The 18,327-nt window shown below is 58.3% G+C and carries 17 protein-coding genes and 2 tRNA genes; 13 read left to right on the plus strand and 6 right to left on the minus strand.

All coding sequences use genetic code 11. From position 1 onward, the window contains the following. Positions 1–73: 73 nt before the first annotated feature. Positions 74–832, minus strand: a complete 759-nt coding sequence (locus tag L3X40_RS03825; RefSeq protein WP_237364472.1) for a competence/damage-inducible protein A — start codon at positions 830–832, stop codon at positions 74–76. An 80-nt stretch (positions 833–912) separates the two neighbouring features. On the opposite strand from L3X40_RS03825, the gene map reads away from it, so the two are divergent. From map to L3X40_RS03840, 3 genes are all read left to right on the plus strand, one after another. Further along, on the plus strand, positions 913–1,737 hold the full coding sequence (gene map, locus L3X40_RS03830) for a type I methionyl aminopeptidase (protein WP_237364473.1): 825 nt from the start codon (positions 913–915) through the stop codon (positions 1,735–1,737). A gap of 189 nt (positions 1,738–1,926) precedes the next feature. Beyond that, a complete protein-coding gene (locus L3X40_RS03835; protein WP_237364474.1) occupies positions 1,927–2,964 on the plus strand; it encodes a PIN domain-containing protein in 1,038 nt (345 codons plus the stop codon). Positions 2,965–3,052: 88 nt separating this feature from the next. Further along, the gene (locus tag L3X40_RS03840) at positions 3,053–3,460 is read left to right on the plus strand and encodes a hypothetical protein (protein WP_237364475.1); all 408 of its coding nucleotides are present in this window, start codon (positions 3,053–3,055) and stop codon (positions 3,458–3,460) included. A 2-nt stretch (positions 3,461–3,462) separates the two neighbouring features. Here L3X40_RS03840 and L3X40_RS03845 read toward each other — a convergent pair. Continuing rightward, positions 3,463–3,536 (minus strand) — tRNA-Cys (locus tag L3X40_RS03845). Positions 3,537–3,723: 187 nt separating this feature from the next. Here L3X40_RS03845 and L3X40_RS03850 point away from each other — a divergent pair. Genes L3X40_RS03850 through L3X40_RS03860 form a run of 3 tightly spaced genes read left to right on the plus strand, consistent with a single transcriptional unit; the run spans position 3,724 to position 6,370 of the window. Further along, positions 3,724–4,377 carry a protein-L-isoaspartate O-methyltransferase family protein gene (locus L3X40_RS03850; protein WP_237364476.1) on the plus strand — a complete coding sequence of 218 codons (654 nt, stop codon included), beginning with the start codon at positions 3,724–3,726 and terminating at the stop codon, positions 4,375–4,377. Positions 4,378–4,387: 10 nt separating this feature from the next. Continuing rightward, positions 4,388–5,833 carry a TolC family outer membrane protein gene (locus tag L3X40_RS03855; protein WP_237364477.1) on the plus strand — a complete coding sequence of 482 codons (1,446 nt, stop codon included), beginning with the start codon at positions 4,388–4,390 and terminating at the stop codon, positions 5,831–5,833. Between the two features lie 9 nt (positions 5,834–5,842). Then, complete coding sequence (locus L3X40_RS03860) at positions 5,843–6,370, plus strand: DUF2497 domain-containing protein (RefSeq protein WP_237364478.1); 528 nt, start codon at positions 5,843–5,845, stop codon at positions 6,368–6,370. Between the two features lie 19 nt (positions 6,371–6,389). On the opposite strand, the gene L3X40_RS03865 is transcribed toward L3X40_RS03860, so the two are convergent. Then, positions 6,390–7,079, minus strand: coding sequence for an alpha/beta fold hydrolase (locus L3X40_RS03865; RefSeq protein WP_237364479.1), 690 nt, complete (start codon positions 7,077–7,079; stop codon positions 6,390–6,392). 117 nt (positions 7,080–7,196) lie between these two features. Here L3X40_RS03865 and L3X40_RS03870 point away from each other — a divergent pair, with 117 nt between their 5' ends. Further along, entirely contained in the window at positions 7,197–10,076 is a 2,880-nt protein-coding gene (locus tag L3X40_RS03870; protein WP_237364480.1) for a valine--tRNA ligase, read from the plus strand. A 111-nt stretch (positions 10,077–10,187) separates the two neighbouring features. Here the strand turns inward: L3X40_RS03870 and L3X40_RS03875 are convergent, their stop codons facing one another. Both L3X40_RS03875 and L3X40_RS03880 read right to left on the minus strand, forming a co-directional pair. Then, on the minus strand, positions 10,188–10,388 hold the full coding sequence (locus L3X40_RS03875) for a hypothetical protein (RefSeq protein ID WP_237364481.1): 201 nt from the start codon (positions 10,386–10,388) through the stop codon (positions 10,188–10,190). 106 nt (positions 10,389–10,494) lie between these two features. Continuing rightward, positions 10,495–10,692: a circumsporozoite protein gene (locus L3X40_RS03880; protein WP_237364482.1), complete on the minus strand. Its 198-nt coding sequence runs from the start codon at positions 10,690–10,692 to the stop codon at positions 10,495–10,497. Between the two features lie 251 nt (positions 10,693–10,943). On the opposite strand from L3X40_RS03880, the gene L3X40_RS03885 reads away from it, so the two are divergent. From L3X40_RS03885 to L3X40_RS03910, 6 genes are all read left to right on the plus strand, one after another. Further along, on the plus strand, positions 10,944–11,915 hold the full coding sequence (locus L3X40_RS03885) for a metalloregulator ArsR/SmtB family transcription factor (RefSeq protein ID WP_237364483.1): 972 nt from the start codon (positions 10,944–10,946) through the stop codon (positions 11,913–11,915). Further along, positions 11,912–12,853: a methylenetetrahydrofolate reductase gene (metF, locus tag L3X40_RS03890; protein WP_237364484.1), complete on the plus strand. Its 942-nt coding sequence runs from the start codon at positions 11,912–11,914 to the stop codon at positions 12,851–12,853. Before L3X40_RS03885 ends, metF begins: the two co-directional genes overlap by 4 nt. Beyond that, positions 12,850–13,893, plus strand: coding sequence for a homocysteine S-methyltransferase family protein (locus L3X40_RS03895; RefSeq protein ID WP_237364485.1), 1,044 nt, complete (start codon positions 12,850–12,852; stop codon positions 13,891–13,893). Before metF ends, L3X40_RS03895 begins: the two co-directional genes overlap by 4 nt. Before the next feature lie 88 nt (positions 13,894–13,981). Then, positions 13,982–16,582 carry a methionine synthase gene (gene metH / locus L3X40_RS03900; protein WP_237364486.1) on the plus strand — a complete coding sequence of 867 codons (2,601 nt, stop codon included), beginning with the start codon at positions 13,982–13,984 and terminating at the stop codon, positions 16,580–16,582. A gap of 63 nt (positions 16,583–16,645) precedes the next feature. Then, positions 16,646–17,584 (plus strand): right-handed parallel beta-helix repeat-containing protein, encoded by a 939-nt coding sequence (locus tag L3X40_RS03905; protein ID WP_237364487.1) that lies wholly within the window; start codon positions 16,646–16,648, stop codon positions 17,582–17,584. 134 nt (positions 17,585–17,718) lie between these two features. Beyond that, the gene (locus L3X40_RS03910; RefSeq protein WP_237364488.1) at positions 17,719–18,129 is read left to right on the plus strand and encodes a group II truncated hemoglobin; all 411 of its coding nucleotides are present in this window, start codon (positions 17,719–17,721) and stop codon (positions 18,127–18,129) included. An 83-nt stretch (positions 18,130–18,212) separates the two neighbouring features. On the opposite strand, the gene L3X40_RS03915 is transcribed toward L3X40_RS03910, so the two are convergent. After that, positions 18,213–18,287, minus strand: a tRNA-Val gene (locus L3X40_RS03915). Positions 18,288–18,327: the final 40 nt, after the last annotated feature.

An 18,327-nucleotide genomic window follows, 5' to 3' on the forward strand; every position in this document is an offset into this window, starting at 1 on the left:
CCGCCGACGAGATCCTCGCCGCCGTCAAACGCTTCTGCCAGAAAACAATGAAGCGAACTTCGGATTCAGGTGACTAGATCTCACCCATGATCACGTCTCGCCCGGTCGCTTTCAACCGGGCGACAAGATCTTCGATACAGGCATGCAGGGCCGCAGGCTCGGTCGCCCGCACCACAAAATTTGCACCCACCCGGCCCTCACGAAAAAACGGATAACTGCCGATCTGGCATCCCTCATGCGCCTTTTCCGTGTCTCCCAGAAGAAGGGAGACCTCGCTTTCGGCGACCCAGCAACCGACAGTTTCGGACAGCAGCGGCCTGCCTCCCTCCAGCGTCCCGCTCAAGGCATCAAGCATCAGCGCCGTAATATGCGGCACGCCTGCCATGATGAAGACATTGCCGACCCGGATCCCCGGCGCGCCCGACATGCGGTTTTCGATCAGATCCGCCCCATCGGGCACCCGCGCCATGCGCAGCCGCTGATCATTCAGCCCGCCCCGTTCCGCATAATAGCCCTCCAGCGCCGCCCGCGCCTTGGGATGGATCATTACGTCCACGCCCAGCGCCGCCGCAATTGCATCGACGGTGATGTCGTCATGCGTGGGTCCGATGCCGCCCGTCGTGAACAGATAGTCATTGCGCGCACGCAGAATATTCACCGCTTCGACGATCGCGTCCATGTCATCGGCGACGACCCTGACCTCCTTCAAACGGATGCCCTGCACATTCAGCCAAAGTGCGATCTGCGAGACATTCCGGTCCTGCGTCCGGCCAGACAGGATTTCATCCCCGATGACGATCAGGGCAGCGGTCCAGATGCGGTTCTCGATCATGACATGAACCCTTAGCGCGCCGAGACGCGAAGGCAAAGTGCCCTCTCGCAAAATCGCTCTGCCTATCTTATACTATGCCCATGACCGAATATATCACCGCTACGCAAGACAGCCCCGCCGCACGCTCCGGCGCGATCAAGCTCCACGACGCCGCCGCATTCGAAGGCATGCGCAAGGCCGGGCGGCTCGCCGCTGAAACGCTGGACGCACTCGTCCCCCATGTCGTGCCCGGCGTGACGACGCAGGAACTGGACGACATGGTCCGCGACCATATGCTGCGTGGCGGCGGCGTACCGGCAACGCTGGGCTATCGCGGCTATACGCACAGCAGCTGCATTTCGATCAACAATGTCATCTGTCACGGCATACCCGGCCCCAAACAGCTGAAGGACGGGGACATCGCCAATATCGACGTGACCGTCATCATCGATGGCTGGCACGGCGATACCAGCCGCATGTTCATCGTCGGCGATGCACCGATCAAGGCGCGGCGTCTGGTCGATGTCACCTATGAATGCCTGATGCTGGGCATCGAACAGGCGAAACCCGGCAATACGATGGGCGACATTGGCCATGCCATTCAACAGTTCGCCGAAAAGCACCGTTACGGCGTCGTCCGCGACTTTTGCGGCCACGGTCTGGGCCGTGTCTTTCACGATACGCCCGAAGTCGTGCATGTCGGCCGGCCCGGCACTGGCCCCGAACTCAAACCCGGCATGTTCTTCACCATCGAACCGATGATCAACATCGGCAAGCCCGGCGTCAAGATGATGGAAGACGGCTGGACCGCCGTCACCCGCGACCGCAGCCTGTCGGCGCAGTTCGAACACAGCATCGGGATTACCGAAACCGGCTGCGAAATTTTCACGAAGAGCCCGGCCGGGTTGGATCATCCGCCTTATTGAAGGACGGACAGAAAGGTCCTTGTCTGCTTTGTTGCCGGGTGCCGACAGTCAGCTATCGAACGATAAGGCATCAAACCAGACGTTGTCGGGTCGGCGCTGGTACCAGACTTTGCAACAAGAAAGCTGGGTCTGCGCGATGGATTGCGACTCTAGCTGGCGGAGGCTGTCTGGCCTCGCTATGTTGCAGTGATGCTTCGTTTACTCATCGACACATCGGTTTGGTTGGACCTTGCCGCCGACCATCGGCAGTTGCCAATCATCGATGCGCTCACCCAGATGGCAGAGTTGGACGAACTCGACTTGATCCTGCCTGTCACCATCATCGAGGAATTCGCTCGGAACAAGGAACGGGTGATCGCCGCCAGCAAGCGAAGCCTCTCCAGTCAATTCCGCGTGGTGCGCGAAGCCATTGTTAAGTTCGCGCCCCAGAACGAGCGCGATGAGGCCCTGCGGCAGTTGCACGAGGTCGACCACAGGATCGCAGTAGGTGGTGAGGCAGTAAACGAGGCAGTGGAGCAGATCGAGAAGCTGTTCGACAAAGCGTCCAAGATTGAGCCGACCCAGGCGGTGAAGGCGAGCGCGGCCGACCGGGCTGTGGCGAAGGCTGCTCCGTGCCATCGACAGCGCAACAGCATTACTGACGCCCTTCTGATTGAAACCTATATAGCCGCCCTTGCCGAACGGAGGGACGTCGACGACGAATACGGCTTCGTGACTCACAACACGCGTGACTTCAGCGAAGAGCAAGGCGACACCCGTGAGCCGCACCCCGACATCGCAGCGGCGTTCGACAGTGCAGACTCGCGCTATGCTACTAACCTCGCAGTCCTACTGAGCGCCTACGCGCCAGATTTGGTCGAGGAGGTACGGTTTGAGCGCGAGTGGAGTCAGGAGCCGCGCAGACTGTCCGAATTATTGGAAGCCGAACACAAGCTGTTCAAACAGGTCTGGTACAACCGAAAGTGGAACATCATTGCGCGCGTTGAAAAAGGGGACGAGCGCCTTGTCAGCCAAGATGAGTGGAACAAAGCAGCGCCAGTCGAGCGACGGAGCATGATGGTCAAGTCGTCTTGGGATGGAATGCTGGCTGCGATGAAGAGGACGGAGAAGGAGCTAGGCCCGGACGACAGCGGCCCGTGGGATGATTTTGAGTGGGGCATGTTGAACGGCAAGTTATCGGCATTGCGCTGGGTGATGGGCGACGAATGGGACATGCTGGACACGTGAGCAGCTACCGAAACCCTTCGCTCCCTGTAAGGTAACAACAATTACAAGCGCTATTTGCACCCTGCTGCTGAGTTGGTAAGCAAGCCCAATGGCCACTGACATGATAGCGCTGATCTCAGCCGGAATCGCCCTGCTTGCCGCCGGTGGCGCTTGGGGCGCTGTGTTCGTCAACCGCCGGAACGCCACCGACACAATAAAGACTCAGGTAAACATTGGAGCCCGTAACTCACGCGCTTCTGTGGTGAGCGCCAACCGTCAAAAATGGATCGCCTCCATCCGCGCGGACGTTGCCGACTTCATCGCCACCCGCCAGCAATTGCTATTGCTCGCCGGCTCAGGGAGCTTTCAGAAGGCGGGAATGGACGCACTGCACGCAGAGGAGCGTATGCTCCACAAGCACGCCGCAATGCTGCGGGCGCGTGTCGAAATGAGGTTGAATCTTGAGAAGGAAGAGGACCATGTCTCCCGGACGCCTGTGGAGGTCTCTGGAAGCTGAAATGGAGGCCCGAGCCGGAATCGAACCGGCGTGCAAGGATTTGCAGTCCTCTGCGTAACCACTCCGCCATCGGGCCTCGTCCCGTCTTTCGCCGGGAATGGGGCTGCTACTCCAGAAAAGCGTGCAGCGCAATCTGATTAGGCCCGTGGCGGTGCAAAAAACTGCGCTAAGCCGCTTGGCCTTGCGCGTCATTCGGATTAGACAGCATTTGAACTATCCAGTGTATTGAACTTGCAATACAGTTGTGCGAAGCGAGAGTGATCGTGACCGAGCAAAATTTCAAATCGATGCGTAATGCCATGGTGGAAAGCCAGCTTCGCACCAGTGACGTCAATGATCCGCGTGTCATAGCCGCGATGGCGAGCGTCCCTCGGGAAGCTTTTCTGCCGGTGGAGCGTCAGGCGCTGGCTTATATCGATCGGCCGGTAAGACTGTCCGATGGGCGCTGGCTCAATCCTCCGCTCAGCACGGGACGGCTTTTGACCGCGGCGGAGGTTGTGCCCGATGACACTGTCCTCGTGATCGGCGCCGCGACCGGATATAGCGCGGCGCTGTTGTCGCAGCTTGCCGCCTCCGTCGTCGCAGTGGAAGAAGATGAAGCCTTGCTGCCACGGGCGAAGGCCGTGCTGGCGGGTTATGGCAATGTCAGGCTCGTTCCTGGCGCTCTTCACCAGGGAGCGCGCAAAGATGGGCCTTATTCGCTGATCTTTATTGATGGTGCGGTCGAAGTGATTCCGCCCGCCATCATCAAGCAACTGGCCGAGGATGGCCGCCTTGTCAGTGCTATTGTCGATAAAGGGGTCACGCGTTTGTCCTTGGGTCGCAAGAGCGGCGGCGCATTCGGCATAAGCAGTTTTGCCGATTGCGAATCCGTTATCCTGCCGGGATTCACGAAGCCGGAAACCTTTAAATTTTGAGGCACAGCCTATGACAATGCGCCGCATTTCCATGTCGGGGTCAGTCGCGCTCCTTGCCCTTGTGCTTTCCTCGCAAGGGTCGGCTGAAACGTTGCGTGAGGCACTGGCAAAAGCATATCGCACCAACCCCACGTTGACCGGCGCGCGCGCCGGTCAACGGGCCAATGACGAGAATGTCCCGATCGAGAGAAGCCGCGGATTACCCGATCTGGGCTTGAATGGCGGCTATACCGAGAATGTGAAGAAATCGAGCAACAGCTTCACCTCGCCGACCCGTTTTGTACAGGGTGGAGTCACCCTTTCCGTACCAATATACAGGGGCGGGGCCGTCGCCAACAGCATGAAGGCCGCCAAGGCGCGCGTCGAGGCCGGACAGGCCGATCTGCGTGGCACCGAAGCCAGCATTTTCAGCGCGACCGTTGCCGCTTATATGGATGTGATCCGCGACAGCGCCATTGTGGGGCTGAACCAGTCGAACGTCCGGGCACTGGAAGTCAATCTGGAGGCGACGAAGGATCGCTTTGAGGTGGGTGACCTGACCCGCACCGACATTGCGCAATCCGAATCGCGCCTCGCCGTTGCGCGCAGCGATCTGCGGGCGGCAGAGGCGCGGCTGATTTCCAGCCGGGAAACCTATGTTCAGCTTGTCGGGGACACGCCGGACGATTTGCAGCCGCCACCGCCTTTGCCCAATTTGCCAACCTCACCCAATATGGCGGTCGATATTGCCGTCAATAATAATCCGGATATCGCCGCGGCAAAAAAGGCGCGGCAAGCGGCTGCCTATGAAGTGAATGTGGCGCGTGCGACGCGCATGCCGACCGTATCGGCAACGGCGGATGGCGGATATGTCGATTATCTGAACACGCTGGACAGTACATTCGCGCAACATGCCACCACGGCGACCGCTGGCGTTACGGCTACTTTTCCCTTGTTTCAGGGCGGTTATCCGGCTGCTTTGACCCGGCAGGCGCAGGCGCGTGAAAGTCAATCGATCGAACAGACGCTTGAGGTCGAACGGAGTGTGGTCGCCCAAACGCGCGCTGCCTATGCCAGTTATCAGGCGGCAAATGCCGTTATTGAATCCAGTCAGGTCGCGGTTGACGCCAGCAGTTTGTCGTTGGAGGGCGTGCGGGCCGAAAATACTGTTGGCACGCGGACAATCCTCGACATTTTGAATGCCGAGCAGGAATATCTCAATGCACAGGTGACGCTCGTATCGGCCCGGCGGGATGCATATGTGGCGGGCTTTTCGCTGTTGGCGGCCATGGGGCAGGCAGAGGCGAAGGATCTGGGGCTGGACGGCGGCGCATTATATGATCCGGTGACAAACTATGAACGTGTAAAAGGACGCATTTGGGATTGGGACGAAGACCCGGCGCCAGTGCCGCAATCCACGAGCACCGTTGACACGCCTGCGCAAAACTCCACAGTAGGGCCGTTGGACAAGGATTGAGGCGGGAACATGGGGGATATGACGAAAGAACCCTCGATGGAGGAGATACTTTCTTCCATCAAGCGCATCATTGCGGAAGAAAGCGAAACACCGAAATCCGGGCCTCGCAGCCCTTTGCGCGGTAAATCGAAGGCGAAACTATCGGCCCAGTCCGCCGACTCCGCCGATGAGGAAATGCGTGCGCTCGAGTCGGCTGATACCGATGACGATACCGATGAAATTCTGGAACTGACCGATGAGGTCGCGCCCGAAGTCGAGGGTCAGGAGGCTGAACTGCACGGTCAGCCGGAAATCGTGGGGGACATGTCTGTGGGAACCATCTTGTCCAATGAAACGGCTGCTGCCAGCCGGCATTCGCTTGCCGCATTGTCGGCGCTTCTTATTCGACCGGACGATGCACCGTCGAATACGCTGGAAGGATTGGTGCGCGACATGCTGCGCCCAATGCTGAAGGAGTGGCTGGACGCCAACCTGCCTGATCTGGTCGAAAAGATCGTGGCAAAGGAAATCGCACGCCTGAGCGACGGGTCGTTCTGACGGCCTGTCCGTCCGGTCTTCACCGCGTCAGAAAGTCTTCCAATATCCGCATAGCGCTTTCGGGCGCTTCGACTGGCAGCATGTGACCTGCGCCGTTCACCACTTCCACCCGCCCATCGGGTGCCGCGCTGGCGATGGCTTCATGTTCGGCAAGCGGAGCCCATTGATCCTCGCTGCCCGTGACGGCGAGCAATGGACAACTGATCTGCGCGGGCAAGGCGCTACGGTCGGGCCGGGTCAGCAACGCCTGTTGCTGGAGAGCAAATGTTTCGGGCGAGCAGCGTTCGAGCATTTCGGTGATACCGTGAACCAGCCCGGTATTTTGCCGGTTGGTTGGCGCCAGCATGGGCGGCAGCCAGTCCCGCGCGACTGCTGCCATGCCTTCTTTTTGCGCGGTTTCAACCAGTTGCATCCGCCCCGCGCGTTCGCTTTCGCTTGGGCCGCGCGCGCCGCTGTCGAATATGATCAGGCTGGCCAGGCGATAGGGCGCCATCGCCGCTATTTCCAGCGCCACGCGACCGCCCATGGAATGACCGATAACGACAAGCGATCCGACCGTGCCCGTCACGATCCGTTCCGCCATTTCCTCCAACGTGCCGCAACCATCCGTTCGGGCAATGGTGACAGGCGCGAGGCGACTTAACCCGCCGACCTGATGCCGCCAGATCCAACCGTCGTTCATCAGTCCAGGGATGAGAATGATCTGCATGGGGGTTGCCTTTCCCGGTATCCTTGCCTTTCAGTGTAACAGAAATGACGGTCCTTTCGTGAGTGGAATCATTGTCCCTATTTGACCTCGCCCGCGCAACCGCTAAAGCGCCATGTCATGACTAGTGAACTGCCAAAAACCTTCGACCCCGCCGCCATTGAAGCGCGCTGGTATTCGCATTGGGAAGAGAACGGATTGTTCCGTCCGGAACGCCCCGATGCTGTGCCCTTCACCATCGTCAATCCGCCGCCCAATGTGACAGGATCGCTCCATATCGGTCACGCACTGGACAACACATTGCAGGACATTGTCGTGCGGTACGAGCGGCTGCGTGGCAAGGATGCGCTGTGGGTCGTGGGCACCGACCATGCCGGTATCGCCACACAGATGGTGGTCGAGCGGCAGATGAATGCCAAGGGACAAAAGCGCACCGATTTCACCCGCGAGGAATTCATCGCCAAGGTCTGGGAGTGGAAAGAGGAAAGCGGCGGAGAGATCACCCGCCAGCTTCGCCGCCTGGGTGCGTCGATGGACTGGGCCAATGAACGTTTCACCATGGACGAAGGCTTTTCAAAGGCCGTCATCAAGGTGTTTGTCGAACTGTATAATCGCGGCTTGCTGTACCGTGACAAGCGGCTGGTCAATTGGGACCCCGGCCTGAAAACCGCGATTTCCGATCTGGAGGTTGAGACGAAGGAAGTGCAGGGCAAGTTCTGGCACTTCAAATATCCGCTGGAGGATGGTTCCGGGCATATCAGCGTCGCCACGACGCGGCCCGAAACCATGCTGGCCGATATGGCCGTCGCGGTGAACCCGACGGATGATCGGTACAAGGCGCTGATCGGCCAAAATGTCCGCCTGCCCATTACCGGACGGCTGGTGCCCATCGTCGCGGACGAACATGCCGATCCCGAACTGGGTTCGGGCGCGGTGAAGATCACGCCGGGGCATGACTTCAACGATTTCGAGGTCGGCAAGCGGGCAGGGTTCAAGCCCGCCGATATGCTTAACATGCTGGATGCCGATGCGAAGGTGGTTCAGTGCGGGGGCATTCCGGAAGAATTGCTCGGTCTTGATCGCGTCGAGGCGCGCGGGATCGTTATTGGCATGATCGAGGATGCCGGCCTGTTGGAACAGGTCGAGGACCGCACGATCCAGACCCCCTATGGTGACCGTTCGGGCGTGGTGATTGAGCCGTGGCTGACTGACCAATGGTATGTCGACGCCGAAACTCTAGCGAAACCGGCCATTGAGGCGGTGAAGTCCGGCAAGATCGAGATCGTGCCCAAGACCTGGGAAAAGACCTATTATAACTGGATGGACAATATCCAGCCATGGTGCGTGTCGCGGCAGCTTTGGTGGGGGCATCAGATACCGGCCTGGTATGGGCCAGCGGTGATCGATGGAACTCCGAACTACATCGTCGGAGATGGACCAGTTGCGACTCCTGTTTTTGTGGCGCCAACTTTCGAAGAAGCGGTAAAGTTGGCCGATGCCTATTACGAGGGTAGTGCTACAGAATACTTTGAAGCCGCAAACCCACTATCGGCCTATATGGATACAGGTGGAGACCCTAAAAAGATCGGTTTGTGGCGTGATACCGACGTCCTCGACACTTGGTTCTCCTCCGCCCTTTGGCCCTTCGGCACGCTGGGTTGGCCTGATGCGGCCGAAAAGCCCTCTCCCCTTCAGGGGAGAGGGTTGGGAGAGGGGGCTGTAAGCAACGCAAGCGCAACGCCTGTGGTTCGGGACAGTCCCCTCTCCCCGGCCCTCTTCCCTGAAGGGGAGAGGGGGAGTATGTTGGCTCGCCATTACCCCAACGACCTGCTGATTTCCGGCTTTGACATCCTCTTCTTCTGGGATGCGCGGATGATCATGCAGGGCATCGAATTCATGAAGGAAGTGCCGTTCCACAAGCTCTATCTTCATGGCCTTGTCCGCGCGGCCGACGGGTCGAAAATGTCGAAGTCGAAGGGCAATACGGTCGACCCGCTGGGCCTGATCGATAAATATGGTGCTGATGCGCTGCGCTTTTTCATGGCCGCGATGGAAAGTCAGGGCCGTGACATCAAGATGGATGAGAAGCGCGTCGAGGGTTATCGCAACTTCGCGACAAAGCTTTGGAATGCTGCGCGCTTTTGTCAGGCGAACGGAATTGGGGCGTCAGCCCACTTGCGTGCGCCCGATGCTACGCTGCCGGTCAATCGCTGGATCATCGCCGAAACCATTGGATGCGTGCAGGCGCTGGACCTTGCAATGGCTGAATTGCGCTTCGATGCGGCAGCCAACGCGATCTATCATTTCGTCTGGGATCGGTTCTGCGACTGGTATCTGGAACTGATCAAGGGCCAGATGGATGACGAGACGAAGGCTGTCGCCGGTTGGGTGCTCGATCAGATATTGGTCATGCTTCACCCCTTCATGCCGTTCGTGACCGAAGAATTGTGGCATGCGATGGGCAAGCGCGATGGCGAATTGATTATCGCGCATTGGCCACAACCGGATGCCCATGCGCTGGATCGCACGGCCAGTGAGGAGATCGACTGGTTGATCCGGCTGGTATCGGATATTCGTGCGGTACGGGCGGAACTGAATGTGCCGCCTGGCGCGAAGATTCAGGCCTTTGTCCGCGACGCCAGCGACCAGACGAAAGTGCGCCTTGAAGAAAAGCAATGGGCGGCGCTGGCGCGCTTGGCCCGTATCGAATCCCTGTCATTCGATCCTGCACCAGAAGGGGCGGCGGCTCAAATCGTTGTCGATGAGGCGACCTACGTGTTGCCGCTGGAGGGCGTAATCGATCTTGCTTCGGAAAAGGCGCGGCTGGACAAGGCCTTGGGCAGCGCGATCAAGGAACGTGATGCATTGGCCAAGCGGCTTGAAAACCCCGCCTTTGTTGAGAAGGCCAAGCCTGAAGCAGTCGAAAAGGCGCGGGATGATTTTGCCGAGAAATCCGCTGAAGCCGAACGGTTGAAGGCCGCATTGATGCGATTGGGGTAAGGCCCAAAGTGCGCCAATATTAAAACCGTTTGTGTCGAGCGCAGTCGAGACACCGCGCATAAACGTCCCTCGACTGCGCTCGGGACGAACGGAAATGGTGTCGGCAAGCCTTTAACTGCCGCTTAAATCGTCTGCCGTTGCATTGCCGGAATCATTTGTTCCCATCCGTTCGTCGAGCATTTCAGCCGCTTCATTCAGCGCTTCGGCTTCGCCTATCGACACGCCGCCCGGCCCCGGATCATTGTCGTTACTGCCGCAGGACGGCAGGGCCAACAAACAGGCGAGAATGATGGAACGAGGCGTGTGAGGCATGGCTTTCCTCGTTTTTTCCGGATCAGATGCAGATGACAGGAAAAAAGGTCACGCCATGATGGCGCGACCCCTCCTCACTTCTCTGTTTAACGCGTGTCCTAAGTGATTACATCGCGTTATCGGCAGTGTTGGCCACCGCGTCGGCGGCATTTTCCGCCATGTTCATTGCAGAATCAGCAGCATTTTCGGTCATCATGGCTGCGTTTTCGGTGTCATTGGTGACACTTTCGGCAGTTTCCTGGCTGCATGCGGTCAAACCAAGCGATGCGGCGAGTACGAGTGAAAGTGCAATAGACTTCGACATGGGCAAAACCCCCTTCAGAGAACAGAACCTTTACAGACCGGCTCAAGCAAAAGCCCGACCCCGATTTGGCCTGCAGGCGCAACACGTAACGATTTGTCGTCGGTAACGCAATCCCCAGCATTATTGACAGATACTGAACGGTCAATTGTTTGCGGATATTTCCACCGATCCCGGGCTGGTCCGCCGGTCCCTGGCGCTGATCTCTTCAAAGTTCATTGACGGATATAAAGAATTCTTTATATGTAATATGCATGGCATCCATATTGGACATTTTCCGGGCCTTGGCGGACCCGACGCGGCTGCGCATCATATATTTGTTGCGCTCCATGGAACTGGCGATCGGCGAAATAGCGCAGGTTGTGGGCCAAAGCCAGCCGCGCGTATCGCGCCATGTCCGTATCCTGGTCGAAGCGGGACTTGCCGAGCGGCGGAAAGAAGGAAGCTGGGTTTTTCTTCGCCTTGATCAAGCCGTGTCCATTGCAGCGCTGATGCGCTTTATGGACGAAACGGCGCTGTCGGATAGCGAAACACTTTGGGTGAAGGCGGATCTGGCGCGACTGGCAGCGGTTCGCAATGACCGGGCGCAGGCGGCGGAACGCTATTTTGCCGAACATGCAGAGGAATGGGATGCGATCCGGTCACTCCATGTTCCAGAAGCAGAGGTTGAGGCGGTCATGCAGGACATGCTGGACGGCCACGCGATAGGCCGATTGCTTGACATCGGCACGGGTACGGGCCGGATGCTCCAGCTTTTTGGCGCATCGGCGGTACACGCGGTCGCCGTGGACCGCAGCCCGGAAATGTTGCGCTTTGCCCGCGCCAAATTGCCTGAAACAGGTTCGGACAAATATGAACTATTGCTCGGCGATTTTTACGCCCTGCCGCTGGAAAACGGGGTAAGCGACACCGTGATCGTGCATCAGGTGCTGCATTATGCGCAGCAGCCTGAATTGGTCATTGAAGAGGCGGCGAGGGTGCTGGGGCCGCAGGGGCGGTTGTTGATCGTCGATTTTGCTGCGCATGAACGTGAAGAGCTGCGCAGCCGCGACGCGCACGCGCGGCTTGGCTTTTCCGATGACCAGATTGGTCGCTGGTTTGACCATGCGGGATTTGAAACTGAGGTGGTTCGCACGCTTGAGGGTAGCGAACTCACCGTTAAATTATGGCTTGGGCGGCGACGTGAGGCGCAGGTCCTGCCGATCAAGGGACGCAATGCATCATGAATTTCACCCTTAACCAGCTTGAAGAAGCGCGCCGCGCGCTGGATGCGCCGCTGTTCGCCAATCTGTCAGGGGACGCACATGTATCCTTTGAATTTTTTCCGCCCAAGACGGAAAAGATGGAACAAACGCTGTGGAGCAGCATCCAGACGCTGGCACCTTTGGCGCCGCGTTTCGTGTCTGTCACCTATGGTGCGGGCGGCTCCACGCGCGAACGCACGCACGCGACCGTTGCCCGGATCGTCAAGGAAACAGATCTGGCACCTGCCGCGCACCTGACCTGCGTGGATGCAAGCAAGGCAGAAATCGAGGAAGTGGTTCGCGCCTATTGGGACGCGGGCGTTCGGCATATCGTCGCCTTGCGTGGCGATCCGTCCGAACCGGGAAAGCCGTTTGCACCGCACCCGGACGGGTATGCCAATGCGGCTGAACTGGTCGCGGGCCTTAAAGCGATTGCGCCTTTTGATATCAGCGTTGCCACCTATCCCGAAACGCATCCCGAGGCGGCGAGCAGTCAGACCGATCTCGATAATTTGAAGCGCAAGCTGGATGCCGGGGCAAGCCGGGCGATCACGCAGTTCTTCTTTTCGCCCGACACATTCTTTCGTTTCCGCGACAAGGTTGCGGCAGCGGGGATCAGCACGGAAATCCTTCCTGGAATATTGCCGGTTTCCAATGTTGCCCAGACACGGAAGATTGCCGCCATGTGCGGTGCGAGTATACCGTCCTGGATGGACCAGTTGTTCGAGGGGCTGGACGATCATCCCGCCACCCGGCAGTTGGTCGCCGCAACCATATCGGCCGAATTGTGCCGCCGGTTATATGCGGGCGGTGTACGGAACTTTCATTTCTATACGTTGAACCGGGCGGAGTTGAGCTACGCCATCTGTCACTTGCTGGGTCTTCGGCCCCAGACGGCAGCGAAGGAGGCAGCAGCATGAGCGCACGTATGCATTTGCAGGCCGAAGCGGCCAAGCGAATATTACTGACGGATGGTGCCTTCGGGACCGAAATCCAGTCCTACAAGCTGAATGAAGCCGCCTATGCCGGGAGTTTGGGCCTGTCAAAGGACCAGAAGGGCAATAACGACATATTGGCGCTGTCCCAGCCGCAAATTCTTGAAGAAATCACGGACCATTATCTGAAGGCCGGGTCGGACATCGTGTCGACGAATACCTTCAGCGCCAATCGGATCAGTCAGGCCGATTACGGTGCGGAACATTTGGTGCGCGACATCAATTTCGCTTCGGCCCGGCTGGCGCGTCATGCCGCCGATCGTGCGGCGCAGGATGGGCGCTTGCGCTTTGTGGCCGGTGCGATCGGGCCGACCAACAAGACTTTGTCGCTTTCGCCGGATGTGAATGATCCGGGCTTCCGCGAAATCACGTTCGATCACCTGAAAGATGTTTATCGCGAGCAAACCGATGCGCTGATCGAAGGCGGCGTCGATTTCATTCTGATCGAGACGGTGTTCGACACGCTGAACGCAAAGGCGGGGATCATGGCCGTGATCGAAGCGGCCCATGCCCATGGCAAGGACGTGCCGCTGATGCTGTCGATGACGTTGACCGATCTGTCTGGTCGCAATCTTTCGGGCCATACGGTCGAAGCCTTTTGGTACGCCGTGCGGCATGCCCGGCCTGTGACGATCGGCCTGAACTGCTCGTTTGGGGCGCAACAATTGCGCCCGCATGTGCAGGTGTTGAGCCATATCGCGGACACGCTGATCATGGTTTATCCCAATGCCGGTCTGCCCAATGAACTGGGCGAATATGACGAATTGCCGGACGAAACGGCTGCACTGGTGAAGGAATGGGCCGACAATGGTCAGGTCAATATTCTTGGCGGTTGCTGCGGTTCCACACCTGCGCATATTGCTGCGATGGCAAAGGCGGTGGAAGGATTGCCGCCGCGCGTCATTCCGCACCCGCCCGTCATGACCCGCTTGGCCGGGTTGGAACCGATGAATATAGCGGCATAATATGTTGCCCGTTCGTCCCGAGCGTAGTCGAGGGTCGTTCGCGCACGGTGTCTCGACTTCGCTCGACACGAACGGAATTTAGAATAAAATGACCCAGCAAACCACTGCCACCTTCGTCAACATTGGTGAACGCACCAACATTACGGGTTCCGCCAGGTTCAAGAAATTGATCATGGCGGACGACTATACCGCCGCCGTGGAAGTCGCGCGTCAGCAGGTGGAGAGCGGCGCGCAGATCATCGACGTCAACATGGATGAAGGGCTGCTTGACTCCGAATATGCCATGACGACTTTTCTGAAGCTGATTGCTGCCGAACCGGATATCGCCCGCATCCCGATCATGGTGGACAGTTCCAAATGGTCGGTGATCGAGGCGGGCCTGAAATGCGTGTCGGGCAAGCCAGTCGTCAATTCGATCAGCATGAAAGAGGGTGAGGACGGTTTTCTTCATCAGGCTCGTCTATGCATGGCTTATGGCGCGGCGGTGGTTGTCATGGCGTTCGACGAAACGGGGCAGGCAGATACGAAGGATCGCAAGGTAGAAATTTGCGAACGGGCCTATAATTTGCTGACCGGCATCGGGTTTCCGCCCGAAGACATCATCTTCGATCCCAATATCTTTGCGATTGCCACGGGCATCGACGAACATCGCCGCTATGCCATTGATTTTATCGAGGCATGCGCGGAGATCAAGAAACGCTGCCCGCACGTTCATATTTCTGGCGGCGTGTCCAATCTCAGCTTTTCGTTTCGGGGCAATGAGCCGGTTCGACGGGCGATGCACAGCGTCTTCCTCTATCACGCCATTCAGGCGGGCATGGACATGGGCATCGTTAATGCTGGGCAACTCGATGTCTATGACGCCATTGAACCGGAACTGCGTGAGGCGTGCGAGGATGTCATCTGGGATCGGCGCGAGGATGCGACGGAACGGATGATCACACTTGCCGAAAAATTTCGCGGCACCGATGCCGTGGCGGAAAAGGCGGCTGAGGAATGGCGCGGCTGGCCCGTGACCAGGCGGCTGGAACATGCGTTGGTCAAGGGTATCGACGCTTTTGTGGTCGAAGATACCGAAGAAGCCCGCCTGTCCGCTGCGCGGCCTATCGAGGTGATCGAAGGCCCGCTGATGGACGGTATGAATGTTGTCGGCGACCTGTTCGGTTCCGGCAAGATGTTCCTGCCGCAGGTGGTGAAATCCGCCCGTGTCATGAAAAAAGCGGTGGCCCACCTGTTCCCCTATATTGAGGCGGAAAAGGACGAGAATGCACGCGGCAAGGGCAAGATCATCATGGCGACGGTCAAGGGTGATGTACATGACATCGGCAAGAATATTGTCGGCGTGGTCCTGCAATGCAACGGCTTTGAGGTCATTGATCTGGGCGTGATGGTCGCATGGACCGACATATTGAAAGCGGCGAACGAGAATGATGCCGACATGATCGGCCTGTCCGGCCTTATCACCCCATCGCTGGATGAAATGGTAACGGTGGCGGAAGAAATGCAGCGCGCCGGGATGGCGATGCCATTGTTGATCGGTGGAGCGACGACATCGAAAGTGCACACGGCGCTGCGCATATCGCCCGCCTATACGGGGCCGGTCGTGCATGTGCTGGACGCTAGTCGCGCAGTCGGTGTTGCTTCCAATCTGGTCAGCGATACCCAGCGCGATCCCTTCGTTGTCAAAGTGGCCGAGGAATATGAAGCCGTTCGACGCTCGCGTGCAAACAAGGGGCAGAGCGAACTGGCCTCACTGGAAGAAGCGCGCGCCAATGCGTTCATCATCGACCCGGCGATGAAACCGCCTGCGCCAAAGCAACCTGGCCTGCATGTCTATCCCGACTGGGACCTGAACGATCTGCGTGACTATATCGACTGGACGCCTTTTTTTCGCGCCTGGGAACTGGCAGGCAATTATCCGGCAATTCTTGATGACGCCGTCGTGGGTGAAAGCGCGCGGAGCCTGTTTGACGACGCGCAGGCGATGCTTGACACCATCATCGCTGAAAAATGGCTGACCGCGAGTGGCGTCGCCGCACTGTGGCCCTGCCGCCGTGACGGCGACGACGTGCTGATCGAAACGGACAAGGGCGAAATTCGGATGCCCTTCCTGCGCCAGCAGATCAAGAAGCGGGAAGGGCGCGCCAATATGTGCCTGGCCGATTTCATCACGCCGCAGGACGACTGGATCGGCGGCTTTGCGGTAACGGCGGGACATGGCATCGAAGCTCAGCTTGAGCGTTTCAAGGCGGAGCATGACGACTATAATGACATACTGCTCAAGGCCTTGGCAGACCGGCTGGCCGAAGCCTTTGCCGAACGCCTGCATGCCCATGTCCGCACGACGCTGTGGGGCTATGCCGAGGGCGAGCAGTTGACGAATGAAGCATTGATCCGCGAGCAATATCGCGGCATTCGCCCTGCACCGGGCTATCCTGCCTGCCCCGATCATAGTCAGAAGCCGCTGCTGTTTTCCATGCTGAACGCTACGGAAAATACAGGGATCACGCTGACCGAAAGTTTCGCCATGTGGCCGACTGCGGCAGTTTCAGGTTTTTACTTTGGCCATCCGCAAAGCGAATATTTCGGCGTCGCTCGCATCGGGCGAGACCAGTTGGAGGAATATACGGGTCGGCGCGGCGTAGACATAGCCACAGCCGAACGCTGGCTGCGACCGAATCTGGATTGAGGTTGCCGTTAACCAAGATATCTCAGCGCGCCTTCATGGTTTCTGCTTAAAGGCATAGCCGTGATGAAGATGTTCCCGATTACAATCCTGGTCTGTATCGCCGCGGGCAGTGCCGCGCTTGCCGATGACGGCCAATCGCCTTTTGTCGTTCAGGAAACAGGCAAGAGCTTTAATCGTCTGGACCAGGCGGTAAAGGCCATCGGTGATGGCGATGGCATCGTCATGATCGCGCCGGGAACATACCGGCAATGCGCGGTGCAAGCGGCCGGAAGAGTGGTTTTCAAGGCACAGCAAGCCGGCACCGTAATCTTCGATGGCGTGACATGCGAGGGGAAGGCCGCGCTGGTGCTGCGCGGACGTGGCGCGGTGGTGGACGGTATCGTCTTTCAGAATATGCGGGTGCCCGATGCAAATGGAGCGGGCATCAGGCTGGAACGAGGCAATCTGGATGTGACCAACAGCCTGTTTCGAAACAGCGAGCAGGGCATATTGACCGCTGCCGATCCATCCGGCGAAATCCGCATCGACCAATCAAGCTTTCAGCATCTGGGACGGTGCGATCGGGGGCTGGCCTGTGCACACAGCATTTACGTAGGCGCCTATGGTAAGCTCAACATTACACGGTCACGCTTTGAAAGTGGGAATGGCGGCCATTATGTTAAATCCCGTGCTGCCATTGCAGATATCCGGGACAACAGCTTTGACGATACCCGCGGCCGCGAAACCAATTACATGATAGACCTGCCTGCAGGCGCAACCGGCGTCATTTCCGGCAACCAGATGGTGCAGGGAAAAGACAAGGACAATTACAGCGCCTTCATCGCCATCGCGGCAGAAGGGGTGGAGCACAGTTCAAAAGGTCTGTCCATCAGCGGTAACCGTGCCGCCTTTGCGCCCAGCATCAACCGCACCAGCGCTTTCGTGGCGGACTGGAGCGGCGACAGGATCGCCCTTGGGCAAAATATGCTTGGCGCTGGAATAACGCCTTATGAGCGGCGTTGACATCAGTTGAGGCAGAAACTGGCAGTTGTCGATGGCGATTCTTTGATAACTGCTGACCCTGGGATAAATACCTATTTCCCTGGCCTCCTGCCAGCCGCACTAAAGCTTGTTATTGACAAGTTAGGTAGGATGGAATGGTCTCTCCCAATACGGCCCAGCCCGCGTCGCAAGGAACCACGCCTTTTGACATGATTGGCGGGGAAGCACAGGTCAGGCGCTTCGTCGATCGATTCTACGATTTAATGGACAGCGATCCAGACTATTCCACATTGCGCGCACTACATGCCGAAGACCTGGAACCGATGCGTGCTTCGCTCGCGGATTTCCTGATTGCATGGCTTGGCGGGCCACGGCGTTGGTTCGAAGAAAGACCAGGAGCATGCATCATGTCGGCACATGGAAAGCTGACGATCAGCCGCGCTGCCGCGGAACAATGGACGCATGCCATGGCACGGGCGCTGGCCGATAGTGACGTCGACCCGGTCCTTGCAAGCCGAATGGGCGAAGCTTTCAGTGGTATGGCAAGGGCCATGATCAACTGCTGATCAGCCCGGTTCCGATATTTGTGAGGGGCCATAAGCGCAGCCGGAAGCTTACTGTATGTGAATCTGAACTTTCGGAAATCCCGTGGTGGGCGTGGCAAGGATTGAACTTGCGACCCCTGCGATGTCAACACAGTGCTCTACCACTGAGCTACACGCCCACACGGGGAAGGCAGCCATTAGCGGGGCTTCATCCGACAC

Source organism: Rhizorhapis sp. SPR117 (genome assembly GCF_021742065.1).